General features: G+C 70.2%; 28 protein-coding genes. 23 read left to right on the forward strand and 5 right to left on the reverse strand.

All coding sequences use genetic code 11. The annotated features are described in order from the left end of the window. Position 1: 1 nt before the first annotated feature. Genes AB0E78_RS39125 through AB0E78_RS39175 form a run of 11 tightly spaced genes read left to right on the forward strand, consistent with a single transcriptional unit; the run spans position 2 to position 11,649 of the window. Complete coding sequence (locus AB0E78_RS39125; protein WP_361843628.1) at positions 2-1,276, forward strand: glycosyltransferase; 1,275 nt, start codon at positions 2-4, stop codon at positions 1,274-1,276. Then, positions 1,273-2,508 carry a class I SAM-dependent methyltransferase gene (locus AB0E78_RS39130; RefSeq protein ID WP_361843630.1) on the forward strand — a complete coding sequence of 412 codons (1,236 nt, stop codon included), beginning with the start codon at positions 1,273-1,275 and terminating at the stop codon, positions 2,506-2,508. Before AB0E78_RS39125 ends, AB0E78_RS39130 begins: the two co-directional genes overlap by 4 nt. Beyond that, entirely contained in the window at positions 2,505-3,299 is a 795-nt protein-coding gene (locus AB0E78_RS39135) for a glucose-1-phosphate cytidylyltransferase (protein ID WP_361843632.1), read from the forward strand. Before AB0E78_RS39130 ends, AB0E78_RS39135 begins: the two co-directional genes overlap by 4 nt. Then, positions 3,296-3,943 carry a PIG-L deacetylase family protein gene (locus tag AB0E78_RS39140; RefSeq protein ID WP_361843634.1) on the forward strand — a complete coding sequence of 216 codons (648 nt, stop codon included), beginning with the start codon at positions 3,296-3,298 and terminating at the stop codon, positions 3,941-3,943. Before AB0E78_RS39135 ends, AB0E78_RS39140 begins: the two co-directional genes overlap by 4 nt. Positions 3,944-3,946: 3 nt before the next feature. After that, on the forward strand, positions 3,947-4,972 hold the full coding sequence (locus AB0E78_RS39145; RefSeq protein ID WP_361843637.1) for an SDR family oxidoreductase: 1,026 nt from the start codon (positions 3,947-3,949) through the stop codon (positions 4,970-4,972). Then, complete coding sequence (locus tag AB0E78_RS39150) at positions 4,969-6,243, forward strand: DUF4910 domain-containing protein (RefSeq protein WP_361843640.1); 1,275 nt, start codon at positions 4,969-4,971, stop codon at positions 6,241-6,243. Before AB0E78_RS39145 ends, AB0E78_RS39150 begins: the two co-directional genes overlap by 4 nt. 5 nt (positions 6,244-6,248) lie before the next feature. After that, entirely contained in the window at positions 6,249-7,538 is a 1,290-nt protein-coding gene (locus AB0E78_RS39155; protein ID WP_361843642.1) for a hypothetical protein, read from the forward strand. Continuing rightward, positions 7,535-8,491, forward strand: coding sequence for a glycosyltransferase family 2 protein (locus tag AB0E78_RS39160; RefSeq protein WP_361843645.1), 957 nt, complete (start codon positions 7,535-7,537; stop codon positions 8,489-8,491). The genes AB0E78_RS39155 and AB0E78_RS39160 overlap by 4 nt, the downstream gene beginning before the upstream one ends. Next, positions 8,488-9,732: a polysaccharide pyruvyl transferase family protein gene (locus tag AB0E78_RS39165; protein ID WP_361843648.1), complete on the forward strand. Its 1,245-nt coding sequence runs from the start codon at positions 8,488-8,490 to the stop codon at positions 9,730-9,732. Before AB0E78_RS39160 ends, AB0E78_RS39165 begins: the two co-directional genes overlap by 4 nt. Further along, the gene (gene rfbC, locus AB0E78_RS39170; RefSeq protein ID WP_361843650.1) at positions 9,729-10,280 is read left to right on the forward strand and encodes a dTDP-4-dehydrorhamnose 3,5-epimerase; all 552 of its coding nucleotides are present in this window, start codon (positions 9,729-9,731) and stop codon (positions 10,278-10,280) included. The genes AB0E78_RS39165 and rfbC overlap by 4 nt, the downstream gene beginning before the upstream one ends. A gap of 7 nt (positions 10,281-10,287) precedes the next feature. Further along, on the forward strand, positions 10,288-11,649 hold the full coding sequence (locus tag AB0E78_RS39175) for a glutamate-1-semialdehyde 2,1-aminomutase (protein ID WP_361843653.1): 1,362 nt from the start codon (positions 10,288-10,290) through the stop codon (positions 11,647-11,649). Between the two features lie 33 nt (positions 11,650-11,682). On the opposite strand, the gene AB0E78_RS39180 is transcribed toward AB0E78_RS39175, so the two are convergent. Continuing rightward, positions 11,683-12,372 (reverse strand): phosphatase PAP2 family protein, encoded by a 690-nt coding sequence (locus tag AB0E78_RS39180; protein ID WP_361843818.1) that lies wholly within the window; start codon positions 12,370-12,372, stop codon positions 11,683-11,685. Between the two features lie 407 nt (positions 12,373-12,779). Further along, positions 12,780-14,204: an MFS transporter gene (locus tag AB0E78_RS39185; protein ID WP_361843656.1), complete on the reverse strand. Its 1,425-nt coding sequence runs from the start codon at positions 14,202-14,204 to the stop codon at positions 12,780-12,782. Between the two features lie 196 nt (positions 14,205-14,400). Between AB0E78_RS39185 and AB0E78_RS39190 the strand changes: the two genes are divergently transcribed. Further along, positions 14,401-14,967, forward strand: coding sequence for a TetR/AcrR family transcriptional regulator (locus AB0E78_RS39190; RefSeq protein WP_361843659.1), 567 nt, complete (start codon positions 14,401-14,403; stop codon positions 14,965-14,967). A gap of 82 nt (positions 14,968-15,049) precedes the next feature. Here the strand turns inward: AB0E78_RS39190 and AB0E78_RS39195 are convergent, their stop codons facing one another. Continuing rightward, the gene (locus AB0E78_RS39195; protein ID WP_361843662.1) at positions 15,050-15,628 is read right to left on the reverse strand and encodes a hypothetical protein; all 579 of its coding nucleotides are present in this window, start codon (positions 15,626-15,628) and stop codon (positions 15,050-15,052) included. A gap of 349 nt (positions 15,629-15,977) precedes the next feature. On the opposite strand from AB0E78_RS39195, the gene AB0E78_RS39200 reads away from it, so the two are divergent. From AB0E78_RS39200 to AB0E78_RS39240, 9 genes are all read left to right on the forward strand, one after another. Then, positions 15,978-16,454, forward strand: a complete 477-nt coding sequence (locus AB0E78_RS39200) for a hypothetical protein (RefSeq protein WP_361843664.1) — start codon at positions 15,978-15,980, stop codon at positions 16,452-16,454. After that, positions 16,451-17,677: a glycosyltransferase family 4 protein gene (locus AB0E78_RS39205; RefSeq protein ID WP_361843667.1), complete on the forward strand. Its 1,227-nt coding sequence runs from the start codon at positions 16,451-16,453 to the stop codon at positions 17,675-17,677. The genes AB0E78_RS39200 and AB0E78_RS39205 overlap by 4 nt, the downstream gene beginning before the upstream one ends. 100 nt (positions 17,678-17,777) lie before the next feature. Next, positions 17,778-18,110, forward strand: a complete 333-nt coding sequence (locus AB0E78_RS39210) for a BlaI/MecI/CopY family transcriptional regulator (protein WP_361843820.1) — start codon at positions 17,778-17,780, stop codon at positions 18,108-18,110. Next, entirely contained in the window at positions 18,107-19,012 is a 906-nt protein-coding gene (locus AB0E78_RS39215) for a M48 family metalloprotease (RefSeq protein ID WP_361843669.1), read from the forward strand. The genes AB0E78_RS39210 and AB0E78_RS39215 overlap by 4 nt, the downstream gene beginning before the upstream one ends. Positions 19,013-19,217: 205 nt before the next feature. Further along, positions 19,218-19,643, forward strand: coding sequence for an STAS domain-containing protein (locus tag AB0E78_RS39220; protein WP_361843672.1), 426 nt, complete (start codon positions 19,218-19,220; stop codon positions 19,641-19,643). Positions 19,644-19,676: 33 nt separating this feature from the next. Next, positions 19,677-20,333 (forward strand): response regulator transcription factor, encoded by a 657-nt coding sequence (locus AB0E78_RS39225; protein ID WP_361843674.1) that lies wholly within the window; start codon positions 19,677-19,679, stop codon positions 20,331-20,333. Between the two features lie 47 nt (positions 20,334-20,380). Next, positions 20,381-21,457, forward strand: a complete 1,077-nt coding sequence (locus tag AB0E78_RS39230; protein WP_361843677.1) for a PAS domain S-box protein — start codon at positions 20,381-20,383, stop codon at positions 21,455-21,457. 41 nt (positions 21,458-21,498) lie between these two features. Continuing rightward, positions 21,499-21,855 (forward strand): response regulator transcription factor, encoded by a 357-nt coding sequence (locus tag AB0E78_RS39235; RefSeq protein ID WP_361843679.1) that lies wholly within the window; start codon positions 21,499-21,501, stop codon positions 21,853-21,855. A gap of 113 nt (positions 21,856-21,968) precedes the next feature. Further along, positions 21,969-22,442, forward strand: coding sequence for an ATP-binding protein (locus AB0E78_RS39240; protein WP_361843682.1), 474 nt, complete (start codon positions 21,969-21,971; stop codon positions 22,440-22,442). An 83-nt stretch (positions 22,443-22,525) separates the two neighbouring features. On the opposite strand, the gene AB0E78_RS39245 is transcribed toward AB0E78_RS39240, so the two are convergent. Further along, a complete protein-coding gene (locus AB0E78_RS39245; protein ID WP_361843683.1) occupies positions 22,526-22,744 on the reverse strand; it encodes a hypothetical protein in 219 nt (72 codons plus the stop codon). Positions 22,745-22,801: 57 nt separating this feature from the next. Then, on the reverse strand, positions 22,802-23,197 hold the full coding sequence (locus tag AB0E78_RS39250; RefSeq protein WP_361843822.1) for a RidA family protein: 396 nt from the start codon (positions 23,195-23,197) through the stop codon (positions 22,802-22,804). 150 nt (positions 23,198-23,347) lie between these two features. Here AB0E78_RS39250 and AB0E78_RS39255 point away from each other — a divergent pair, with 150 nt between their 5' ends. Both AB0E78_RS39255 and AB0E78_RS39260 read left to right on the forward strand, forming a co-directional pair. Next, the gene (locus tag AB0E78_RS39255; RefSeq protein ID WP_361843686.1) at positions 23,348-24,322 is read left to right on the forward strand and encodes a WYL domain-containing protein; all 975 of its coding nucleotides are present in this window, start codon (positions 23,348-23,350) and stop codon (positions 24,320-24,322) included. Positions 24,323-24,392: 70 nt separating this feature from the next. Further along, the gene (locus AB0E78_RS39260) at positions 24,393-26,351 is read left to right on the forward strand and encodes an acyl-CoA dehydrogenase family protein (protein WP_361843688.1); all 1,959 of its coding nucleotides are present in this window, start codon (positions 24,393-24,395) and stop codon (positions 26,349-26,351) included. Positions 26,352-26,359: the final 8 nt, after the last annotated feature.

Consider the following 26,359-nt stretch of genomic DNA (forward strand, 5'->3'; position numbering starts at 1 on the left):
CATGCACGTTCTCGTGGTGCACAACCGCTACGGCTCGGCGCAGCCGAGCGGGGAGAACAAGGTCGTCGACCAGGAAGTGGCGGTGCTGCGCGCGGCCGGCCACCGGGTCGAGATGTTCGAGCGGCGCAGCGACGACATCGCCGCCAAGTCCCTGCCGAGCAAGGCCGCGCTGCCGCTTCTCGTACCGTGGAACCCCGCGGTGCGCGCGGAGTTGGCGGCCAGGCTTCGCAGCGAGCGGCCGGACGTGGTGCACGTCCACAACGTCTTCCCGCTCCTGTCACCCGCGGTGCTCGCGGCCTGCGCCGACGCCGGTGTGCCCGCCGTCGCCACGCTGCACAACTACACCCAGGTCTGCCCGCCCGGCACCCTGCAGCGGGACGGCCGGCCATGCACCGAGTGCGTCGGGTCCACGCCGCTGCCCGCCGTCCGGCACGGCTGCTACCGCAACTCGCGCCTTGCGACGGTGCCGCTCGCGGTCAGTCTGTCGGTCAACCGGCGGCGCTGGTGGACCGGCGTGGAGCGGTTCTTCTGCATCTCCGCGGCACAGCGCGACGTCCTGGTGCAGGCCGGTATGCCAGGTGAGCGCCTCGCGGTGAAGCACAACTTCGTGCCCGATCCGGACGCCCACCGCTCGGGCACGGGCAAGCACGTGCTCTACCTCGGACGGCTCGCTGAGGCCAAGGGCGTACGGCTGCTCATGACCGCGTGGGACGAGATCGCCGCGGACGGCGGTGTGGGCGTGCCGCTCGTCATCGCCGGCACCGGGCCACTGGAGCAAGAGGTGCGCGGCTGGGCGGCGGGCCGGGACGACGTGCGCTACGTCGGCCTGTACGACACGGCGGAGTGCCAGACGGCCATCGCACAGTCGGTGGCCGTGGTGGCTCCCTCGACGTGGCTCGAGGCGTTCGGCCTGGTGGTCGTGGAGGCGATGGCGGCCGGGGTCCCGACCGTCGCCGCCGGTCACGGCGCCTTCGTCGAACTCGTCGACGAAGGCGTGACGGGACTGCTGCACGAGCCGGGCGAGGCCGCCTCGCTCGCGTCCTGCATACGCCGGATCGCGGCCGAACCGGCCCGCAACCGGGAGATGGGCCAGGCGGCCAGGCGACGTTACGAGCAGGGCTTCAGCCCGGCCGTCGGCCTTGAGCGCCTGGTGGAGGGGTACCGCACCGCGATCGCGGGTCGGTCAGGCGGCGGGGACAGCCCGCCGCCGTCAGGAAATGGAAACACTGGCTCGCGATGGGGCATCCGCGCGAGCAGGGATGGGGGCAGTAAATGACACGATGCCGACTCTGCGGCTCGGCGGCGCTGGCGAGCGTCGTCGATCTGGGGGCGACCCCGCCGTGCGAGAGCTTTCTCGCCGCGGACCAACTGGACAAGCCGGAACCGGCTTACCCGCTGCACCTGCAGGTCTGCACCGACTGCTGGCTCGCGCAGATTCCGCCGCTGATCACGCCGGAGGAGACGTTCAGCGAGTACGCGTACTTCTCCTCCTTCTCCACCTCCTGGGTGGAGCACGCGCGTACGTTCGTCGCCGACGCCGTACAAAAGGTGGATCTGGGCCCCGACGCGTTCGTCGTCGAGGTCGCGAGCAACGACGGGTACCTGCTCAAGCACGTGGTGGACCGGGGGATCCGCTGCCTCGGCATCGAGCCGTCGGTGAACGTCGGCGCGACGGCGCGGGACGCGGGGGTGCCCACGCTCACGGAGTTCCTGAGCCCGGACACCGGATCGGCGGTCCGCGCCGAACACGGCCCGGCGGACCTGGTCGTGGCCAACAACGTGTACGCGCACATCCCCGACGTGGTCGGGTTCACGCAGGGGCTGCGCGCCCTGGTCGCCGACGACGGCTGGGTCTCCATCGAGGTGCAGCACCTGCTGACGCTGATCGAGGACAACCAGTACGACACGATCTACCACGAGCATTTCCAGTACTACACGGTCGCGTCCGCGATCCGGGCGCTCGCCAGCGGTGGACTCACGCTCGTGGACGTCGAGTTGCTGCCCACGCACGGCGGTTCCATCAGGTTGTGGGCCCGGCCCGCCGAGGCGGCGGGTGAGCCTTCGCAGCGGGTGGCCGAGGTCCTCGACCGGGAGAAGGCCGCCGGGCTGCAGGAGCTGTCCGGGTACACCGAGTTCTCCGCGCGGGTGGCCAAGGTGCGCCGGGACCTCCTCAAGTTCCTCATCGAGGCGGCCGAGCGCGGCCGGACGGTCGTCGGCTACGGCGCCCCCGGCAAGGGCAACACCCTGCTCAACCACTGCGGCATCCGGCCCGACCTGCTCGCGTACACGGTCGACCGCAATCCCTACAAGCACGGCAGGTTCACCCCGGGCACCCGCATCCCGATCCTGGCGCCCGAGCAAATAGCCGCCGACCGGCCGGACTACGTACTGATCCTGCCGTGGAACCTGCGGGCCGAGCTCGTCGAGCAGCTGTCCTTCGTGCACGAATGGGGCGGCCGCCTTGTCTTTCCCATCCCGGAACTGAGCATTGTCGAGGGCACATCATGAAGGTCGTACTGTTCTGCGGTGGTTACGGGATGCGCATGCGCAGCGGCGCTGCCGACGACGTGCCCAAGCCGATGGCCATGGTCGGCCCCCGACCGCTGATCTGGCATGTCATGCGCTACTACGCGCACTTCGGGCACACGGAATTCATCCTGTGCCTCGGATACGGGGCTCACCACATCAAGAACTTCTTCCTCAACTACGAGGAGACGACGTCCAACGACTTCGTGCTGCGGGGCGGGCGGCCCGAGTTACTGTCCACCGACATCTCGGACTGGACGATCACGTTCGCGCAGACCGGCATCGAGTCCCCCATCGGGGAGCGGCTGCGCCGGGTACGCCACCACCTGGACGGCGACGAGATGTTCCTCGCCAACTACGCGGACGTACTGACCGATGCACCGCTGCCGGAGATGATCGAGAAGTTCGCCGGGCGCGACGCCGGTGCGTCGATGATGGTGGTGCCGCCGCAGTCCTCGTTCCACTGCGTGCAGCTGGGCGAGGACGGCCTGGTCGGAGGCATCACCCCGGTGAGCGAACTGCCGATGTGGGAGAACGGCGGCTACTTCGTGCTCCGCCAGGAGGTCTTCGACCACATACCGGAGAACGGGGACCTAGTCGCCGACGGATGCGCCGAACTGGCCAAGCAGGGCCGCCTCGTGGCACACCAGCACCGCGGTTTCTGGAAGCCGACGGACACCGTGAAGGAGCGGGCAGCGCTGGACGAGGCCCATGCCCGGGGTGACCGCCCGTGGGCCGTGTGGGAGCGGGACAGTGCCGGGGTGATTGCGTGATCCGGCTCGGGGCCGGGCGCCTGGAGCGGGTCGTCGCGGTGGGCGCGCACTGCGACGACATCGCCATCGGCGCCGGCGGCACGCTCCTCACGCTGTGCCTCGCGCACCCGGGTATCCGCGTCGACGCGCTGGTGCTCTCCGGCGGTGGCAGCGAGCGCGAGCAGGAGGAGCGGGCCGCGCTGGCCGCCTTCTGCCCGGGCGCCGACCTGCGCCTCACCGTGCTCAAGCTGCCGGACGGCCGGATGCCCGTGCACTGGGACGAGGCCAAGGCCGCGGTCGAGGAACTGCGCGGGCAGACCGAGCCGGATCTGGTCCTGGCCCCGCGCGTCGATGACGCGCACCAGGATCACCGCGGCCTGGCGCAGTTGATCCCCACCGCGTTCCGCGACCATCTCGTGCTCGGCTACGAGATCGTCAAGTGGGACGGCGATCTTGGCCGTATGGGGGCCTACCAGCCGCTGACCCCGGAGATCGCCGAACAGAAGGTGGGGCTGCTGCAGGAGCACTACTCCTCGCAGCGGCACCGTCCCTGGTACGACCGGGAGGCCTTCCTCGGCCTCGCCCGGATCCGCGGAATCGAATGCCACGCGCGCTACGCCGAGGCGTTCGCCGTCACCAAACTCACTCTCGACCTGGGGGAATGAACCTTGCGCGTACTGCTCACCGGACACCAGGGATACCTGGGCACCGTCATGGCCCCGGTACTCACGGCCGCCGGACACGAGGTCGTCGGTCTTGACGCAGGCCTTTTCGCCGACTGCGTCCTTGGTCCGCCGCCCGCTGACCCGTCAGGGCACCGGGTGGACCTGCGCGACATCACGGCCGAGCACGTGGCCGACGTGGACGCCGTGATCCATCTGGCCGCGCTGTCCAACGACCCGTTGGGATCGCTCGCGCCGGAGCTCACCTACGACATCAATCACCACGCCTCCGTGCGGCTCGCCCGGCTGGCCCGCGAGGCGGGAGTGCGGCGCTTCCTGTACGCGTCGACCTGCTCGGTCTATGGGGCCGCCGGGGGCGGCGACCTGGTGGCCGAGGACGCCCCGTTGCGCCCTGTGACGCCGTACGCGGAGTCCAAGGTGCGAGTGGAGGACGACCTGCACGCGCTGGCCGACGGCGACTTCAGCCCGGTCTTCATGCGCAACGCCACCGCCTTCGGCTACTCCCCCAGGCTGCGCGCCGACATCGTGCTGAACAACCTGGTGGGCCACGCGCTCCTGTCCGGCGAGGTCTTGGTGCTCTCCGACGGCACCCCGTGGCGTCCGCTGGTACACGCCGCCGACATCGCACGGGCCTTCACGGCCGCGCTGGACGCGCCGCGGGAAGCGGTGCACGACCGGGCGTTCAACATCGGCAGCGAGGTCAACAACGTCACGGTCGCCGAGATCGCCGAGCAGGTCGCCGCTGCGGTGTCCGGCTCGAAGGTGGTCATCACCGGCGAGAACGGTGCCGATCCACGCTCCTACCGGGTGGACTTCTCCCGGTTCCGCGCCTCGATCCCCGGCTTCGACTGCGAGTGGACCGTGAAGCAGGGAGCCCTCGAACTCGCCGACGCCTACCGGAAGTTCGGGCTGACCCGGGAGGACTTCGAGCGACGCTTCACCCGCCTCGCCGTGCTGCGCGCGGCGTCCGAGGCAGGCTCCGTGGACGACACCCTGCGGCGGCGCGGATGAGCACGCCCGGCGAGGAGATGCACACACTGGTGGAGCGGTTGTACCCGCTGTGCCGGAGCATCACCGGTGACGGGGTGCGCGCCACCCTGGAGATCGTCGGCGAGTACATCCCGCTGCAGGTGCACGAGGTGCCGACCGGGACGCAAGTGCTCGACTGGACGGTGCCCCAGGAGTGGAACATCCGCGACGCGTACATCGCGGACACGGCAGGCAACCGAGTCGTCGACTTCGCCGAGTCCAGCCTGCACGTGCTCGGCTACAGCGTGCCGGTGTCGGCGACCATGCCCCTCTCCGAGCTGCGTGAGCATCTGCACACCCTGCCGGACCATCCGACGTGGGTGCCGTACCGCACCAGCTACTACAAGCCGGAGTGGGGCTTCTGCCTGGCCCAGGAGACCCTGGACGCGATGCCGGACGGTAAGTACGAGGTCCGCATCGACTCGACCATCGCCGACGGTCACCTCACCTACGCCGAGCACGTGGTCCCCGGGCAGGTCCCGGACGAGGTGATCGTCTCCTGCCACGTCTGCCACCCGTCGCTGGCCAACGACAACCTGGCCGGCATCGCGGTGGCGACGTTCCTGGCGCGGGCGCTCGCGGAGCGGACGCCGTACTACACCTACCGGTTCATCTTCGCGCCCGGCACCGTCGGGGCGATCACGTGGCTGGCGCGCAACGCGGAGCGGGTGGAGCGGATCAAGCACGGCCTTGTGCTGGCCTGCGCCGGTGACTCGGGCCAGCTGACGTACAAGCAGAGCAGGCGCGGCGACGCGGAGATCGACCGGGTGATGCGGCACGTGCTCACCGCGTCCGAACGCCCGCACCACGTCAACGAGTTCACGCCGTACGGCTACGACGAGCGGCAGTACTGCTCCCCCGGGTTCGATCTCGGCGTGGGCTCGCTCAGCAGGACCCCGTACGCGGGCTACCCCGAGTACCACACCTCGGCGGACAACCCGGACTTCGTCTCCCCGGAGGCGATGGCGGACACCCTCGCCGTCTGCCGCGAGGCCTTCGCCATGCTCGACCGCAATCGGAGGTACATCAACCTCAGCCCCTACGGCGAACCCCAGCTGGGCCGGCGTGGGTTGTACGACGCGCTCGGCGGCCGCAGCGACACGAAGCAGGCCCAGATGGCCATGCTCTGGGTGCTCAGCCTCTCCGACGGTGAGCACGGGCTGCTTGACGTGGCCGAGCGCTCCGGGCTGCCGTTCGACACCGTCGCCGCGGCGGCCGACGCCCTGCACGCCGCCGCGCTGATCAAGGAATGACGCCGATGACCACCGAGGGGGACAAGACGACGACTCCGGCCGGACCCGCCCGCCGGGCCATCGTCGGCCGGCTGTCCTGGGGGCTGGCCGACCAGGCGGCCTCCAGCTTGTCCAACTTCGTGGTGGGTATCTACGTGGCCCGCTCACTGGGGCTGACCGCGTTCGGCGTGTTCAGCCTGGCCTGGGTGACGTACGGCGTGGTGCTCAGTGTCTCCCGCGGCCTGGCCACCGACCCGCTCGTGGTGCGCTTCAGCGGGGTGCCCGACGACTCCTGGCGCGGCGCGGTGGCCCGGTCGTCGGGCACCGCGCTCGGTGTCGGTACCGCCATCGGCGCGGCCTGCCTGGTGGTCGGCCTCGCCCTCGGCGGGAGCGTGGGGACCGCGTTCGCCTGCCTCGGCATCATGCTGCCGGGGCTGCTGTTGCAGGACGCCTGGCGGTACGCGTTCTTCGCCGCGGGCGCCGGGCGCAAGGCGTTCGTCAACGACGTCGTGTGGGGCGTCGCGCTCGTCCCCGCCATGGTGGTCGCCGCCCACGTGGGCAGCGTGTCCGCTTTCGTGCTCGCCTGGGGCGCGTCCGCCGCGGTGGCCGCGGTGTACGGCTGCTTCCAGTCCGGGATCCGGCCGCGGCCGACCGGGGGGCGCGAGTGGCTTCGCGAGCACCGCGATCTCAGCTACCGGTACCTGGTCGAGAACGTCGGTGTCAGCGGCGCGAGCCAGCTGCGGGCCTACGGGCTCGGCGCGATCGTCGGGGTCAGCGCGGTGGGTGTGGTCCGCGGCGCCGAACTCCTGCTCGGCCCGTTCATGGCCCTGCTGATGGGCCTCTCGCTGGTCACCGTCGCGGAGGCGGCACGGGTGCTGCGGCAGGCCCCGCACCGCCTCGGCGTCTTCTGTCTCCTGCTCGGCGGCATACAGGCCGTCGCCGCGCTGCTCTGGGGCGCGGCGCTGCTCCTGATGCCGGACCGGCTCGGTGAGTTCGTGCTCGGCGACGTCTGGGGCTCGGCGTCGGAGCTCATCGTGCCGGTCACGCTCGGCGTCGCGGGCGCCGGCCTCGGCACCGGCGCGGCGGCCGGTCTCCGCGCGCTCGCCGCGGCCCGGCGCAGCCTGCGCAGCCAGTTGTTCGCCTCCGCCTGCTACGTCGCCGGCGGGCTCGGCGGCGCGGTCCTGGCCGGCACGGTCGGCTCGGCCTGGGGCGTCGCCACCGCGACCGTCTGCGGCTCGGCCGTGTGGTGGCTGCAGCTGCGGTCCGCCCTGAGCGAGCGCCACCACAACTCCATTCCCGAAGTGAGGACTTCATGACCGCGCAACCCAGGCTGAGCATCGGCCTGCCCGTGTACAACGGCGAGGAGTACCTCGCCGAGTCGCTCGACGCCCTGCTCGGCCAGACCTACGAGGACTTCGAGCTGGTCATCTCCGACAACGCCTCGACCGACGGAACCCAGGACATCTGCCGCAAGTACGCCGCGCAGGACTCACGCATCCGCTACATCCGCCTCCTGCGCAACATCGGTGCCGCGCCGAACCACAACTACGTGTTCACCCGGTGCCAGGGCGAGCTGTTCAAGTGGGCCTCGCACGACGACCTCTACGCCCGGGACCTGCTGCTGCGCTGCGTGGAGGCGCTGGACGAGCGGCCGGACGTCGTCCTCGCGCACTCCGGCCAAGCGGTCATCGACGGCGAGGGGCAGGTGAAGGTCCCGTACGAGTACGGGATCGCCACCGACTCGCCGAACGCGCCGGAGCGGTTCCGCAGTTTCCTGTTCGAGCCCGGCGGCGACGACTTCTACGGGGTGATGCGGGCCGACATGCTGCGCCGGGTGAAGCCGCACGACAGCTACCACCACGCGGACCGCACGTTCGTCGCCGAGATCGTCCTGCACGGGCCCTTCCACCAGGTGCCGGAGCTGCTCTACTTCCGCCGCGACCACCCCACCCGCGCCGAGCGGGCCAACCCGAGCAAGCGCTCCCGGTGCGTGAACCTGGACCCGCGCCGGGCGGGCCCGCTGCACCCGACGCCCCGGCTGCTCGCCGAGTACGTCTGGGGCTTCACCTCGGCGATCCGGCGGGCGCCGTTGTCCGCGGCCGACCGGCGCGCCTGCTATCGCCACCTGGCCGCGTGGATGACCAGCCGGGTCCGTCCCGGCGCGGGCGAGCGGGTCGAGGACCGCGCGCCGGCCGACCCGGGCGGCCTCACCGTCTCCGTCGACGACGTCGTCGCGGGCCGTGAAGGCCGTGGAGGTGGGCAGGCATGAGCCCCGGGGACGAATCTCCGGTGCGCGTGGGGGTGTTCGGCCTGCTCGGCTCCGGCAACCTCGGCAACGACGGGTCGCTCGAAGCCGTGCTCGGCTACCTTCGCGCCGAGCACCCGGAAGCGGCCGTGGACGCGCTGTGCGGCGGCCCCGAAGTCGTCGCGAGCAGGTATCGGATACCCGCGACGCGGCTGCACTGGTACCGCGGGGAGTATCGGACCGCGTCTCGTGCGGGCGCGATCGCGGCCAAGGGGCTGGGCAAACTCGTCGACGTCGTGCGCACCGCCGCCTGGGTGCGCCGGCACGACGTGGTGATCGTGCCGGGCATGGGTGTCCTGGAGGCCACGCTGCCGCTGCGCCCGTGGGGCTTCCCCTACTCGCTGTTCCTGCTGTGCGCGAGCGGCCGTCTGGTCGGCACCCGGGTCGCGCTGGTCGGCGTCGGCGCGGACACGATCAGCGACCGGCCGACCCGGGCTCTGGTGCGCTGGGCGGCGCGGCTTGCCACGTACCGGTCGTACCGGGACGTCCTGTCCCGTGACGCGATGCGGGCGATGGGTGTGAACACCTCGCGGGACGAGGTGTATCCGGACCTCGCCTTCGCCCTGCCGACCCAGCCGGCGAGCGCGCCGTCAGACACGCCGCGTCCGGTCTGTGTCGGCGTCATGGCGTTCCACGGCGGCAACGACGACCGCGACCGGGCCGAGGAGATCTACCGGCGTTACCTCGACGGGACGACCCGTTTCGTCCGCGCGCTGGTGGAGGACGGCAGGCCGGTCCGGCTGCTCACCGGCGACGCGTGCGATGCGCCGGTGGTCGCGGCGATCCGCGACGCGGTGGACTCACCGCTGGTCACCACCTCGGATGCGGCCTCCCTTGCCGACCTGATGAAGGAGATGGCTGCCGCCGACACCGTGGTGGCGACCCGCTATCACAACCTGATCTGCGCCCTGAAGGTCGGCACACCGACGCTCGCGCTCAGCTACGCGGCGAAGAGCGACGCGCTCATGACCGAGATGGGCCTCGCCGCGTACCGCCACCCGGCCCGCGAGGTCGACGCCGACCGGCTGCTCGAACAGTTCCGGGAGCTGGAGAAGCGATCGGCCGAGTTGCGGCGGACGCTCACCGAGCGGAACGCGGTCGCCACCCGGCGTCTGGAGCGCCAATTCACCGCCCTGACCGCGGCCTTGTTCCCGACGGCCGACCGCACCCATGCCCACGCCCATGCAAAGCGGGAGACCCCATGAAAGCGACCGAAGTCCCGGCGATCGACGGCGCGTACCTCTTCGAGCCGACGCCGTACGCCGACGAGCGCGGCTTCTTCAGCCGCACCTTCGACGCCGACGTGGTCCGCTCGGTGGGCCTCGACCCGGACGCCTTCATCCAGGACAGCCTGTCCCGCTCGGTCCGGGGCGTGCTGCGCGGCCTGCACCTGCGCTCCGGTGCCGGTGAGGCCAAGCTCGTGCGGTGCTCGTACGGGAAGATCTTCGACGTCGTCGTGGACCTGCGGACGGACTCGCCGACCTACCGCAACCGGGCCTTCTTCGAACTGTCCGACGCGACGCAGGCGACCCTGTACATCCCGGCGGGGTGCGCGCACGGCTTCCAGGCCCTGACGGAGACCGCCGACACCTCGTACCGGATCGACCGCCCGCACGATCCGGCCGAGGACGTGACGATCGCCTTCGACGACCCGGAGCTTGCCATTCCGTGGCCGCTGCCGGTCACGTCGATGTCCCAGCGGGACCGGGAGGCGCCGAGCCTCGCCGAGGTCCTGAAGCACAAGGAGAGTTGAGGTCGGCGTGGACACCGAACACACCGCAGGCACCGAAAGCCCTGTAAGCACCGAGGAGTTCCTCCTCCCCCGGTCGCGCGAGGCGAACGAGCGGCTGCATGCCATGGTCCCCGGGGGCGCGCACACCTACGCCAAGGGCGACGACCAGTACCCCGAGAACCTGGCCCCGGTCATCAGCCACGGCCAAGGCGCCCATGTGTGGGACATCGACGGCAACCGCTACATCGAGTACGGCTCCGGCCTGCGGTCGGTGAGTCTCGGCCACGCCCACCCGCGCGTGATCGAGGCGGTGCGACGGGAGATCGACCGCGGGAGCAACTTCGTCCGGCCCTCCTTCGTGGAGGTCGAGGCCGCGGAACGCTTCCTGGCCACGGTGCCGACCGCCGAGATGGTGAAGTTCACGAAGAACGGCTCCGACGCCACCACCGCCGCGGTGCGCCTCGCGCGCGCCGCCACCGGGCGCCCGCGGGTGGCCATCTGCGGCGACCATCCGTTCTTCTCCGTCGACGACTGGTTCATCGGCACCACCCCGATGTCCGCCGGTATTCCGGCGTCGACCACCGAGCTCACCGTGGCGTTCCCGTACGGGGACCTGGCCGCCACGGAGGATTTGCTCACCCGGTACCGGGGCGAGGTCGCCTGTCTGATCCTCGAACCCGCCGGCCATACCGAGCCGCCGCCCGGGTACCTCGCCGGCTTGCGCGAACTGGCCGACCGCCACGGCTGCGTGCTCGTCTTCGACGAGATGATCACCGGGTTCCGCTGGTCCGAGGCGGGCGCCCAGGGCCTGTACGGCGTGGTCCCCGACCTCTCCACGTTCGGCAAGGCGCTGGGCAACGGGTTCGCCGTCTCCGCGCTGGCCGGGCGCCGCGATCTGATGGAGCGGGGCGGGCTGCGTCACTCCGGCGAGCGGGTGTTCCTGCTGTCCACCACGCACGGTGCGGAGACGCACTCACTGGCAGCCGCGATGGCCGTGCAGGCCACCTACGTCGAAGAGGGTGTCACCGCGCGGCTGCACGCCCTCGGCGAGCGGTTGGCCGCCGGTGTCCGCGATGCCGCGGCCGGCATGGGCGTCGGCGAGCACATCGTCGTCCGGGGCCGGGCCAGCAACTTGGTCTTCGCCACCCTCGGCGAGAACGGGCAGCCGTCGCAGGAGTACCGCACCCTGTTCCTGCGCCGCCTCCTGGCGGGCGGGGTGCTCGCCCCATCGTTCGTGGTGAGCAGCGCGCTCAGCGACGCCGACATCGACCGCACCGTCGATGTGGTGGCCCAGGCCTGCGCGGTGTACCGGAAGGCACTGGACGCCACCGACCCCACCCCCTGGCTGGGCGGGCGACCGGTGAAGCCGGTGTTCCGCCGCTTGGCGTGAGGTGATGCGGGACGGCTTTGACGTGACGTGACGTCAGCGGTGCTCCTGCCGACCGGCGTCGGCCATCCGGTCGGCCCGCCGGTCGGCCGCCCGGTCGACCAGCCACGCGGTCGTCGGTGTCACCGCCAGCGCGGTGCACCAGCCGCCGAGGACGTCGGTCGGGTAGTGAGCGCCCAGGGCGACCTGCGCCCAGCCCATGGCGGCGCCCGCGACCAGTGCCGCGGCGAGCACGAGCAGCGTCCCAGCCGTCCTGCCGAGGCCGAGGCGACCGGCCGCGAGCAGCGCCACGATGAGGGCGAGCGCGGTGAGGAAGGCGGTGTGCCCGCTCGGGTAGGACAGGTTGTCGTCACCGTGGATGGTGCGTCCCACCAGGAACTTGAGCAGCGTCGCCGTCACGACGGTCACGCCGACGCCGACCACGACGAACACCGCTGCGCGAGGACGCCGACGCAGCAGGCAGCCCGCCACGACGGCCACGATCAGCATCGCCGAGCCGGCGGGCTCTCCCAGGAAGTCGGTGGCCAGGGCGACGTACCGCCACGGCGGCTGGACGCTGTCCGCCGTCGGATCGATGACCCACCTGTCCACCGTGCCGGGCTCGCTGTGGCCGGCGTACAGAACACCGAGCAGGACGACCACCAGCGCGGAGAGGGCCCCGATCAGCCCGAGCCAGGCGCGAAACGCGGCGGGCAGCACCGCGGGCTCCGGATCTGCTCCGGCCAGGCGATCCAACGCGAGCCCCCCCCGTCGTGTCCGACCCACCGTCCGGCGACCCTGTTCGCCGGCCCGGCCGTCACCCTGGTCAAGGGCATCGGGATCAGCCTCTGCCCGTCACCCTAACCAGCTTGTTCTGATGCCGCCAAGACCGCGCATCACCGAAGTCGCCTTGCCCGACGAGGAGTTCACTGCTCCATGGCGCACGTGGAGGGGCCCTGGTGCCTAACTCGCACCAGGGCCCCGAAGGAACTGCTACACCATCTGCCGGCCTACGACTATCGATGTCCTGCGGTGTCTACTCCGGCCAACATAGATTTTCGCGTGTTCGAGAGAGGGGTATTCGCCCTCGAGCAGAGCAGGCGCGGGTCGCGCGCCGGGGCTCCCGCGCTTCCCGGCCGAGGTGGTCGCCGTGGTCAACGGCTGTTCGCGGGCGCCTCGTTCGTCACGGCGACCGCATCCGGGTCGGTGGAGCGTTGCGGCGCCGCGGAGCCTTCCGCGGACTTGGACCTCGCCAGCCACAGGCCGGTGAACACGGCGGTGGCCAAGGTGATGACGCCCGCCGCGACGAAGGCACTGTTGAGGCCGGCCTCGAAGGAGGCGCCGCCGGATTGCCGGGTGCGGACGATGGCTCCGAGTACCGCCACACCGAGCACCGCGCCGATCTGCCGGGTGGTGCTGCTGATGCCGGAGGCGAGGCCGCCTTCCTGCGAGCTGACCGCCTGGATGGCGGCGCCCGTCAGTGGGGACATGGTCAGGGCGAAGCCGATGCCGACGACTCCCAGCCGCCACCACACGTTCCCGTAACCCGTGTCGGCGTGCACCAAGCCGAGCGCAAGGAGGCCCAGACCCGCCAGGGCCAGGCCGATGGTGACCACGATCCGGAAGCCGTACCGGGCGGCGAACCGGCCCGCGAACGGGCTGACGATCACCATGGCGAGGGAGACGGGGAGGGTCTGCAGGCCGGCGCGCAGGATCGAACTGCCCTGGACGTACACGAAGAACTGGGAGAAGAAGAACGACGAGCCCATGAGCGCGAACCCCACCACGACCATGGCGGTGTTGGACACGGTGAACAACCGCTGCCGGAACAGTCGCAGCGGCAGCATCGGAGCGGAGCGACGCGCCTCGACGGCGACGAAGGCGGCGAGGAGGATCGCCGCGGCGGTGAAGCTGCCCAGGATCACCGGCGCCGTCCAGCCGCGGGCACCACCCTCGATCAGCCCGTAGGTCATCGCCCCCACCCCCAGGACGGACAGCACCGTCCCCGGGATGTCGATGGCGGGGGCGCTCGGATTGCGGGCCTCTTCAAGGCTGCGCAGTCCGAGCAGCAGAAGGACCACGCCGATGGGCAGATTGACCAGGAAGATGGCGGGCCAGCCGAAGGCCTCCGTCAGCACGCCGCCGGCCACGGGGCCTGCGGCCAGACCGATTCCGCTGAGTCCGGCCCACAGCCCGATCGCCTTGACTCGTTCCTGCGGCACCGGATAGGCGGCGACGAGCAGGGCCAGCGAGGCGGGGCTCACCGCCGCGGCCCCGATGCCCTGCAGTACCCGTCCTGCGACCAGCCAGCCGACCGAGGGCGCCAGGCTGCACAGCACCGACGCGACGGTGAACACCGCCACGCCGGTCAGGTACACCCTCTTGCGGCCGAACCGGTCGCAGAAGATGCCGCCGGACAGCAGCAGCATGGCGACCAGCAGTACATACGCGTCGACGATCCATTGCAGGCCGGTCAACTCGGTGTGCAGCCGGTGCTGCATGTCGGGCAGCGCCGCTCCAACGATCGTGTTGTCGAGCAGGACCATGAACTGGCCTAGGCAGGTCACCGTGAGCAGCACGGCCCGGTTTGATCGACTGCCTACGGCCCCAAGCGATGCGGTGATGGGTATTCCTCTCGATCGTCAGGTGCGCCCGGCCGCGGTCGACGCGGGTGGCGATACACCTGAGCCCTCTAACGCAGTCGGCGACTGCGTTAAGCGACTATAAGGAGGGTCACCCCACAAACGCAAGTCCCAACTGCGTTAAGGTGAGGGCATGAACGACCGAGAGCGAACCCGGCGGCCCGGCGGGCGCAGCGCCCGCGTCGGCGCGGAGGTACACCAGGCCGTCACCGACCTGATCAGCGAGCGCGGCTACGGCAACTTCACCGTCGGCGAGGTCGCGGCCCGCGCGGGCGTGGCCGACAGCAGCATCTACCGCCGGTGGGGCAGCCTGGAATCCCTGCTCAGCGACGTGGCGCTCAACCGCCTCAACGCCAGGTCACCGATGCCCGACACCGGGACCCTGGACGGCGACCTGCGCGCTTACGCGGCCCAAGTGGCCCGCGAGATCACCGGACCCGACGGCCTGGCGCTGGTGCGCCTGGCCGTCACCCTGTCCAGCAACGGCCAGCAGGGCCTGCGGGCGGCTGACCACCTTCGCGCGGAACGTACGCGGCAACTGCAGTCCATGCTCGATCGCGCCCGCGAACGTGGCGAGCAAGCGCCCGACACGTTCGGCGTGCTCGACCACATCCTGGCCCCGATGTACATCCGCGTCCTGTTCGGCATGGTCCCGCTCACCCCGGACTACATCGACGGGCTGGTCGACCGGTTGCTGTGACCTCAACCCGGCCCCGGGACCAGCCGCGGCCACCGCGACCCTCGGAGGGGTGGCGGTGGCCGCGGAGGTTCTGTGGGTGCCGTTACGCCTTGGCCTTGATCAGACGCCAGTCGCCGACGTTGCTCGAACGGTTCCAGTAGGCGCTGGTGCATACGTCGTACTTGCCGCCGGATGCCGTGGTGCCGCCGTTCGTCTCCAGGAAACTGCCGGTGGGCGAGTACAGGTTCCACAGGATGACGATGTCGTTGGTCCGTACGAACTGGTCGGCCGGGGCCGACGTCTGGGCGAAGATGCGCCAGCTCGCGGTGCCGACTGACGCCCGGTCCTTGTCCTTGTGGGTGGTCACGTCGTACTTGGCGGCCGCCGTCTGGTCGGGGCTGGCCCCGCCGTTGGTGTCCAGATAGCCGCCATCGTTGGCATACAGGTTGCGCAGGTGGATGACGTCCCCGCTCAGTACCTGCTCGCCGGTGTTCTTGCCGGTCGCGGAGATGATCTCCCAAGTGCCGGTGCCCTTGCCCCGGGTGGGGGTGTCGGCGGTGGAGACCCCGTACAGGGATCCGCTCTGACTGCTGCCGCCGTTGGTGTCGAGGTACCCGCCCTTCCAGCCGTCGTAGCCGTTCTGGATGTGCACCTTGTCGCCGTACTTGAGCACGTCCGCCATGGTGGCCCCCTCCGTCGATGAGTGATCCCCCTGATGACCAGACCCGTCTGAAGGTCCGTCACCTAAGGGAGCAGCGAAGCAGAGCGCGCCACATGACGAAAGGGGGCGATCCGGCCAAGGCTCGTATTTGGTTTATCCCGCCACAATTAACCAGAAGGAGCGCGAGCCGCCGCACGCGGCGCAGCAGCCGGGTCCGGTTCGGGCACGGCGTGGCGTCCGGCGCGGGAGAACTCCACGCCAGAGAATGCGGTCTCCACCTGCTACCCACCGCCTCACCCCACAGGCTGTAGGGTCGCCTCGAACCCTACAAGGCGTAGGGTTTGCTGGGGAGAGCGAAAGGGGGGCAGCCATGCACGAAGTGCCCGTGCGTACGGCGCCCTGCACGTCCGGCCCTCATCACGCGGAAGTCGCTGAGGTCTGGCCCCGCGACGGACAGATCCTGCTGTGGCTGACGCTCGCCGGCACCGAGGCCGAGGCCGAGCAGGCCGATCTCGTGCTCGAAGTCCGGGGCCGTGACAACGAACTGCGCCTTCCCACGGCCGGAAGCGGCGGTCGTTTCGAGGTGCGTATCCCACTGGACTGTCTGGCCGCCCCCGGCGGACCCCGCACCGGCGTGCCCGAAGGAGACCGCGAGTGGGTCTGGGATCTCCACCTCGCCCCCCGTACCGGCCGCGACCGGCTGCGCCTGGGCAAGCACCTCGATGACGTCAAGGGCAAGAAGGGGATCTTCGTCTATCCGGCTCAGCGCACCGAAGACACCTGGGTGGAGCCGTACTTCACGGTCAAGGACAATCTCTCGATCCGCTGCCACCGGGGGTCCCGGTGAAGATCCGCTTCCTGCTGCTCAACGCGTACGCGGTCGGCGGCACCGTACGCACCGTCGTCAACCAGGCGAACGCACTCGCCGAGGCCGGACACGACGTGGAGATCACCAGCGTCCACCGGCACCGCCCGGCCCCCGTCTTCGCCCTGCACGGGCGGGTACGGCTGCGGGCGCTCGTGGACGACACGGCCGCCACGGGCACCACCACCAGCGCGTCCTGGCCGCGCCGCCGCATCGAGGCGTGGCTGGGCGCCCGCCCCAGTCAGCTGGTGCCCGCCGCCGAGGTGAAGTACCACCGTTTCAGCCGGCTCACGGACCGGCGTCTCGTCCGCTATCTGCGCTCCCTGGACGGTGGCGTCCTCATCACCACCCGGCCCGCCCTCAATCTCCTCTCGGCCCGCTTCACACCCGCGTCCGTCATCGGCATCGGCCAGGAGCACCTGCACCACGCCCACCACAAACCGGCCCTGGACCAGCAGATCGGCCTCTGGTATCCGCGACTCGACGCGCTGACGGTACTGACGGAGGCGGACCGGGGCGCCTACACCGCCCGCCTGGGCAGCGACGGCCCCCGCATCGTCGGCATCCCGAACCCGCTCCCGGCCGGCTCACCCACCCGCTCGACCCTCGACCGGCCGCTCGTCCTGAGCGCCGGACGCCTGGTGAAGGCCAAGGGCTTCGACTCCCTCATCGAGGCCTTCGCACCCGTCGCCGAGGCACATCCCGACTGGCAGTTGCGAATCTACGGGTCCGGCCCCGAACGCGACCGCCTGCGCGCCCTCATCCACCGGTGGCACCTCTACAACCACGTCTATCTCATGGGCAGTACGCCACACCTGGAGGCCGAGCTCGCCAAAGCCTCCGTCTTCGCCCTGGCCTCCCGGCACGAAGGCTTCGGCATGGTGCTGGCCGAGGCGATGAGCCACGGCGTCCCGCCGGTCAGCTTCGACTGCCCGCACGGGCCCCGCGAGATCATCACGGGCGGCGACGGGCTGCTCATCAGCCCCGGTGACACCAGAGCCCTCACCCAGGCCGTCACCCATCTGATCGAACGACCAACGATGCGGGCCGAGTTGGGCGAGCAGGCCGCCGCCTCCGCCCTGCGCTACCGGCCGGAGCGCATCCGCGCCCAATGGGAGACACTCATCGCCGAGCTGGCGGCGAAGCCGGGCCGCGAGCGCCCCCGCGGCCGCCGCCGGCACCGGACCCTACGCGTCGTAAGGTGAAAGCATGGCAGGCAAGGACCCCCACGGCATACCCGGACGACACAGCGCCACCGGTCCCGAACGGCGCGGCGCGGGTCCCGAACGGCGCGGCGCGGGCCAGCTGGAGAGCGAAGTCCTGGCCACCCTGTGGGCCACCGAAGAGGCCCTGACACCGGGCGAGGTCCAGGCCGAACTGGGCGGCGGCCTCGCCTACAACACGGTGCACACCATTCTCCGGCGCCTCTACGACAAGGGCCTGGTCATCCGCGACGCCCACGGCCGCCGAGGCTCCTACCGCCCGGCGAAGAACGCCGCCGAGAGCACCGCGGAGGCCATGCACCAGGCCCTGGACCGCGGCCCGGACCCCATCGCCGCGCTCCAGCAGTTCGTCAGCGGACTCAGCCCGGACGAGGAGCGTGCCCTGCGGGACTTCCTCGACGGGGGCCACCCATGAGACTCGACGTGTACATCCCCCTCGTCCTGTCCGTGCTGCTCGCCGCGATCAGCCCAGCCATCGGTCGACGCCTGGCGCCCGCCCCCGCCACCCGCGCCCTCACCCTCGCCGCCGTCCTCTCCGCGGCCTCCACCACCTGGGCGCTGCTCCTGCTCTCGGCAACTCTCATCACCGAGGCCCCGCCCGTGGAGGCGCAGGCCCGCGAGGACGGACAGCACCTTGCCGACCCGGTTCCCCAGGCCGTGGCCTGCGCCGCTTTGCTGGCCCTTGCATTGGTCGCGTACCGCCTCCACCGGGTGCTGCGCGCCCAGCACGCCATGCGGCGCGCCCTGCGCAAGCTGACTGCGAACCATCCATCGGGCAGCGAGCTCATCGTCATCGACTCCCCAGTTCCGCAGGCCTTCGCCATCCCCGGCTCCCCCGGCTCTCCGGGCCGCATCCTCGCCAGCTCCTCGATGCTGAGCGCGCTCGAACCCGCCGAGCGCCGCGTCCTGCTGGCCCACGAACGCGCCCACCTCACCCATCGCCACGCACGCGTCTCGGCGGGCGCGGCCTTGGCCGCCGCGGCCAACCCGCTCCTGACGCCGGTGCACACGACGGTCACCTTCCTCATCGAACGCTGGGCGGACGAACACGCCGCGCACACCGTCGGCGACCGGGACACCACTGCCCGCGCCCTCGCCCGGGCGGCCCTCACGGCCCACAGCTCGCGTCCGGCCCGCCGCCTGAACTTCACCGACCGCGCCGTGACCGCGCGTATCGCCGCGCTGCGGACCACACCGCCGCCGGACTTGCGTGCCGTCGCCGCCGTAGTTCTCGCCATCGGCGCGTTCGCCGCCCTCGGGGCCGCCGACGCCACCGACGATCTCGTGGAACTGCTGACCGGCGCCCTGCCCCGGTGAATCCCCGCCGTCAACCCTCGTATGAGCGTGTTGACTTCCTCGTCTAGTGCAGATTCACTAGAGCGGAACTGATGCCCTCACACTACGCGGCCATGGGGTAGTGATGCTGCAGCTGACAACCGGGGGACCCCTCCGCAGGAAGGGCTTTTGGGACCGTGCCGCGCGGATGCGCGCCGCACGTGAGCACGGAGAGGTGCGGGACGCTGTGACCTTTTACCCGTTCACGTCGCAGGCCGTCGTTCGATCCGGCATCGCCCGAGTGACTCTCGTCGGCGAACTCGACCTGGACACCGCACCCTTCGTCCGGGAGGCGGTCGCGGAGTGTCTGGCGAAGCAGCCAACGAGTCTCTGCCTCGATCTGACCGGCATCTCGTTCTGCGACTGCGCCGGCCTGAACGCCCTGCTCACCGTACGGATCTCCGCTCTTGAGGCAGGCGTGGATCTTTACGTCGAAGGGGCCGGAACGCAGGTGGCGCGGCTGCTCTTCCTCATCGGGGCCGACGACATCTTCACCGAGGGGAACACACCGGCGAAGGCGAAGGTGGCCCACTCCCCCTCGGACACGGTCGCAACCGGGCACGATGCGGCGGGGGCCATCGATCAGTCGCCGCTCCGGGACCTTCTGGCATGATCGTGCAATCCCCCACCCTGCAAGGATGCACTGATGCCTTCACCTCCCCCGCACAGCCGTCCGATCAGAGTCCTGCTGGTGGAGGATCACGACATGGTGGCCGAGGCGATATGCCTCGCCCTGGAGCGTTCACCCGACCTGCGGATCGTCGGCCACGCGACGTCGGTGGCCTCGGCGCTGACCGACGCGAGACGATGCGAGCCGGATGTCGTGCTGATGGACCGGCGTCTGCCGGACGGTGACGGGGTCACCGCCATCCCCGATCTGCTGGTGATCATGCCGGACGTGCGCGTACTGGTCCTGGCGGGCGAAGCGAGCGGATCGGTGGCCGCGCGCGTAGCCGAGGCGGGCGGGGCCGGCCTGATCCTGAAGGCCCGCGGACTCAGCGAGCTGGAGGACGCCGTACGCCGGGTGGCGGCGGGTGAAATGGTGTTCAGCCAGGACCTGTTGGGCGACGTGCTGGGCCGGCTGACCGGCAGGGTGCCGAGTCCGGGCGCGAACCTGACCCCGCGGGAGCGGGAGGCACTTCAGCTGCTGGGGCAGGGGCGCACCACCACGGAGATCAGCGATCAGCTGGGGGTCGCTCTCAACACGGGGCGCAACCACGTCCAGCGGGTGCTGGAAAAGCTGGGCGCGCGTTCCCAGCTGGAAGCCGTGACGATCGCGCGACGTGAAGGGCTGCTCACGTGACACGGGAGCCGCGACAGCAGAAGCGGGCGCGGAAGCAGGCGGCTCCGATGTCGGAAGCGGCTTTCACGCTGCTGGTCCAGGGCGTGCTGGACTACGGCATTTTCATGCTCGACCCACAGGGCCACATCATCAGCTGGAACGCGGGGGCCGAGCGGATCAAGGGATACCGGGCCGAGGACATCGTCGGACAGCACTTCTCGGTCTTCTACCCGCCCGAGGACCAGTCGTCCGGCAAGCCGCAGTGGGAGCTGGAGACCGCCGTGGCCGACGGCAGACTGGAGGACGAGGGCTGGCGGGTCCGCAAGGACGGGTCCCGGTTCTGGGCGAACGTGGTCATCACCGCCCTGTGGGACGACGACGGCGTACTGCGGGGATTCGGCAAGGTCACCCGTGACATGTCCGAACGGCGGGCAGCGCAGCATGCTCTCAGCGAGCGACGGCGGCTGTTCGATCACCTGGTCCAGGCACAGGAGACGGAACGACGCCGCATCGCGTGGGATGTCCACGACGACTCCATCCAGGCCATGGTCGCCGTCGGGATGCGGCTGGAGTTGCTGGCCGACCGGGTTCCGGAGTCGTACGCCGCCGAACTGCAGCGTCTCGACGCATCGGTGCGCGAGGCGATCGGCCGCCTGCGCAGTCTGACCTTCCGGCTGCATCCACCCGGGATCGACAGGCACGGCCTGGTCGACGGTCTTTCCAGCCACTTGGACGACGTCGTGGGCTCCTCGTGGGGGATGGATTACTCGTTCGAGCACCAGCTGGACCGGGCGCCCTCGCCCGAGACGGCCATCACCATCTTCCGCATCGTCCAAGAAGCATTGCTGAACGTGCACAAGCACGCGCGCGCGAGCAGAGTCGACGTCCGCGTCTCGTCCGCTGACGGGGGCATCGTGACGCGGGTCGTGGACGACGGAACCGGCGTGCCGTTGTCCCGGGACGGCACCCGCGATCATTTCGGAGTCATCGAGATGCGGGAGCGAGCCGAGACGGCGGGCGGGTGGTGGTCCATGCACAGCCGCCCTGGGGAGGGGACGACAGTCGAGTTCTGGGTGCCGAACCCACTCCCGGCCCCGGCCTCGGCCCCTGCGTCGGCACCGACATCGAACGGTGAGGCGCCGTGAGCGCGGCTGCCGAGGACGGTTGCCCGCGTTCACTCTTCAGCGTGATCCTGTGTGATGACAACGCGATGCTCCTGGAGACCCTGAGCGAGGTCGTACAGGCACAGCCCGACCTGGAGGTCGTCGGCACCGCGCGCGACAGCGAGCGGGCGCTCGAACTCGCGTATCGCCATCAGCCGGACCTCGTCATCCTGGACGTCCGCTTCCCCGGGGGCGGTCACTCCGTCGCCAAGGGCATCGCACGGTGTTCACCGGCCAGCCGAATCGTGGCGTTCTCCGCGTATGACGACAAGGGCTCCATGGAGCAGATGAGGAACGCCGGCGTTTCGGAGTACGTACTCAAAGGCGCGAGCAATCGGGAACTTCTCGCCGCCCTGCGCCGGGTGGCAGAACCTCGATGAGGGCCGGTTGCGTTCATTCCGCGGGCAGTTGGACGCCGAGCCGGGGTTAAGCGCGGTTACGGGGGTAGTCGGTCCGCGTGAGGCCGGGCTGATCGGGGAGCAAGGCGGACTGTATGGGTCAGACAGCGGGCGATGACGGACAGCCGTCGATACCGGCGGGGTCTGTGTCGGTTTCCCAGCTGTTCGAGGGCGACGAGGGTATCGCGCCCGCGCGGCATCTGGTCCGGGCCTTCCTGGCGGGCGTGCGATCCGCTCACGGGCTTCCCGTGTCCAGCCGGGCCATGAGCCTGGTGGAACTGGTGGTCAGCGAGCTGGTGACCAACGCCCGCAAATATGCCCCCGGGCCATGTCTGCTCAGCCTCGAGGTGCAGGGTGACAACGTCGAAGTCACCGTACGGGACGGCAACATCGTCCTTCCCGCGGTCTCGGCACCGGATCCGAGCCGCATCGGACAGCACGGCCTGGAAGTCGTGATGGCCGTGTGCCGGAACTTCCACGTGCACCGGGAGCCGATGGGCAAGCGCATCACGGCGACACTCGCGCTGGCCGACGACCCGGACGGGCGTTCGGCCGACAGTCACCTGTGAGCGGTAGACATCTGTACCGACAGCCATCTGTGAACAGACGAAGAGCCCCGGCCTCAGGGCCGGGACTCTCTCGCGCTCACCTCTCAACGGGCCTGCGCCAGCTCCCAGGTCATGGCCGCCGCGTCAAGACCCGTTCGTACTCCGTGGACGACCTCGCCGGGGCTGTGCGGGAGGTTGATCCGTCCGCTGTCGCCGGGGACGTCGTCCGCCTCGGCGGGTCCGGCCACGGCAAGGGCTGCGGCGGCAAGGGTCAGGGCAACGACGGCGCGTTTGGTGTTCTCCATGCCTAGCTGAACGATCATCAGGGGCTCAGGATGCGTTCGCCCCGCAACTCAGTTCATACGCCAGTCGACCTGGCGTCATGCGACGGCGGTCCCCTCCAGCTCGACCATCTGCCCGGGGATCGCCAGCCGTGTCACCCCGAGCATCGTGGTGGTCGGTGCCACTCTCGCGGCGCCCAAACGCGCCGCCAGCACGCCGTAGTGCTGGAAGAGGTCATCGACGTCGGTGCTGTAGACGTTGAGCCGGACGAGGTTCGCGAGAGACATGCCGGCCTCGCCGAGCACGGCCTCCAAGTTGTCGATGGTCAGCGCCAGTTGTGCCGCCATGTCGCCCTCATGCTGAGGCTTGCCGTCGCTGTTCATCGCCGTCTGCCCGGAGCAGTACAGGGTCCGTGTGTGCCCGGAGACCACCTCGCCCTGGTTGAATCCCAGCTCCTGCGACCACGTCACCGGGTTGACTGCCGTTCGTTCCATTGCCACATCCATTTCAGTCGGTTCATCGGGATCGGGAAGCAGGGCGTACGGACGTCCGTCGGCGCGGTGGCCGCCGGCCTCGACGTCATGGAAACGAGCCTCCCAACAAATCACGACACCCTTGGTCATGTATTTGGATAACCTCTCCGCATGCGTGCCGACCGGCTGGTCTCGCTTGTGCTGCTGCTGCGTCAGCGCGGTCGGCTGACCGCGGACACGCTGGCCCGCGAGCTGGAGGTGTCCACCCGCACCGTGCTGCGCGACATCGAGGCACTGTCCACGGCGGGAGTCCCGGTCCATGCCGAACGCGGTCGGCACGGCGGTTTCGCGTTGCTGCCCGGTTTCCGGACCGAACTCACCGGCCTGAACCACGACGAGGCCCTTGCCGTGCTGACCGCCGGACCGGGGCGCGGCGAGCAGGCGTTCGGCCTCGGCTCGGCGCTCGCCTCGGCCATACGGAAGGTGGTCGACGCGCTGCCCGAAAGCCACCGCGTCACCGCGAGCGACGCGGCCCAGCGCATGCTCATCGACCCGGAGACCGACCTGCTCTCACGCCGCCTGGTCACCGAGCAGGTGGCCGACACCACCATGATCGAGGTCCGGCGCGCGGTCCTCGCCGGACACAAGCTGCGCATCCACTACGCGGCCACGGGCCAGGCACCCCAGTGGCGCACGGTGGATCCGGTCGGCCTGGTCACCGTACGAGACCGGGCCTATCTGCTTGCCACGAGATCCGGCGCGGACCGCACCTACCGGCTGTCGCGGGTGCTGGCCGCCGAGGAGCTCCCCGAACCGGCACAGCGACCGAACGAGGTCGATCTGGACCGGATCTGGCGGGAGCGCTCGGCGCGGTTCCTGTCCGGCAGCGAGCACCTCACTGTGCTGGTCCGGGTGAACCCGGTACGTCGGGAGGAGCTGCTGGACACGGCGCTGGCCGTTCGCGCGGAAGAACCCGACGCGGACGGCTGGCTGCGGCTGGAGGTGACCTTCCAGGATGCACGGCATGCGGAATGGGCGCTGTGGCAGCTCAGCACGGATGCGGAAGCCCTGACCCCGCAGTCGTTGCGTACCGCCCTACGCAACCGCGGCGCCATGATCGCCGCCCGCTACGGGGCCCCGTCCTGAGCGTCGGGCGGGGCCACTGGATGGACCAAGCGACCGATTTGATCATCCCCGGGGCGGGTAGCAGGGCGACATGGTCACCGACAGCGCCACTCCCCCGAGCGGATACGTGCAGCCCGACGTCGACGTACCGGCTCTTGCCGAGTTGCTCGACGGCGAGTACGCCGAGGTCCGCAACCTGGTCCGCGCCAACCTGACGACGTACGCGGGCGTCCTGGACGACGCGGAGCAGCTCGGCTTCGACGCGTTCCGCGAGCGCGTGCGTGAGCTCGTCGTCGAGATGGCGGCAACGGGCCAGACCGGCATGGGCTTTCCGAAGGAGTACGGCGGGGGCGGCGACATCGGGGCGTCGATCGCCGCGTTCGAGACGCTCGCCTTCGGCGATCTCTCGGTGCTGGTGAAGGTCGGCGTGCAGTTCGGGCTCTTCGGTGGCGCGATCCTGCACCTGGGCACGGAACGCCACCACGAGGCCTACCTGCCGCGTCTGATCACCGGGGAGCTGATGGGCTGCTTCGCGATGACCGAGACCGGCCACGGCTCCAATGTCCAGGCGCTCGGCACCGTGGCCCGGTACGACGCCGAGAGCCAGGAGTTCGTCATCACCACCGGCGGAGACCAGGCGCGCAAGGACTACATCGGCAACGCCGCCCGGCACGCGGAGCTGGCGGTCGTCTTCGCCCAGCTGGAGGTGGCCGGAGAGCACCAGGGCGTCCACGCGTTCGTCGTACCGATCCGCGCGAACGGCGAGGTGGCCCCCGGCGTCCGGATCGAGGACGACGGCCGCAAGATGGGCCTGAACGGCGTGGACAACGGCCGCATCTGGTTCGACGGCGTACGCGTGCCGCGTGAGGCGCTGCTCAACCAGTTCGCCGACGTCACGCCCGAAGGCGTCTACCAGAGCCCGATCGACAACCCCGACCGTCGCTTCTTCACCATGCTCGGCACGCTGGTACAGGGGCGGGTCAGCGTGGGCGGCGGCGCCATCAACGCCAGCAAGGTCGCCCTGGCGATCGCCACCAAGTACGCCGTGCGCCGACGCCAGTTCCAGGCGGCCTCGGACACCGAGGAGCAGGTACTCCTCGACTACGGCATGCATCAGCGCAGGCTGCTCCCGCTCATCGCGCGCACCTACGCACTGCACTTCGCCCAGGACGTCGTGCGCACGCAGTTGCACGAGGTCTTCTCGGGGATCAATGACGACGAGCTCGCACGACGTGAGCTGGAGGCGCGGGCCGCGGGCACCAAGGCGCTCGGTACCTGGCACGCCACCCGCACGATTCAGGAGTGCCGTGAGGCGTGCGGGGGCGCCGGCTATCTTGCCGTCAACCGGTTCGCCGCCCTGAAGGCCGACAGCGACGTCTTCGCCACGTTCGAGGGCGACAACCACGTGCTGCTGCAGCTGGTGGCGAAGGGCTTGCTGACTCACTACGCGAGCGAGTTCGAGAACCTGGACCAGCTCGGCATGGTCCGGTACGTGACGAACCTCGCCGTCGAGACAGTCATCGAGAAGACCTCGGCCCACAAACTCCTGGAGCGGGTACGGGACTTGCTGCCCGGCGGTGACGAGTGGGATCAGGAAGCGGGCCTGTTCGATTCGGAGTACCAGCTCGCCATGCTCCGCTTCCGCGAGGAGCACATGCTCGCCGGTGTGGCGCGGCGGCTCAAGCGCGGGATGGACCAGAAGACCCACCCCGGTGTCGTCTTCTCACAGGTGCAGGACCACGTCATCGCGGTGGCCCACGCACATGTCGAGCGGCTGGTGCTCGAGGCGTTCGTCGACACGATGCGCCGGCTGCCCGACGGCGACAACAAGGTCGCGCTGGGGCTGCTGTGCGACCTCTTCGCCCTTTCCACGATCGAGGCGGACCGTGCCTGGTTCATGGAACACGGCCGGCTGACGACGCAGCGTTCCAAGGCGATTCGCCGGGAGGTGAACGACCTGTGCCGCAAGATCCGGCCGCTCGCCACCGATCTCGTCGACGCCTGGGGCATCCCGCCGCAGATGCTGCGCTCGCCCGATCTGGTGGGGTGACCGGAGCG

It is taken from the genome of Streptomyces sp. NPDC032198 (assembly GCF_040636975.1).
Taxonomy (GTDB): domain Bacteria; phylum Actinomycetota; class Actinomycetes; order Streptomycetales; family Streptomycetaceae; genus Streptomyces.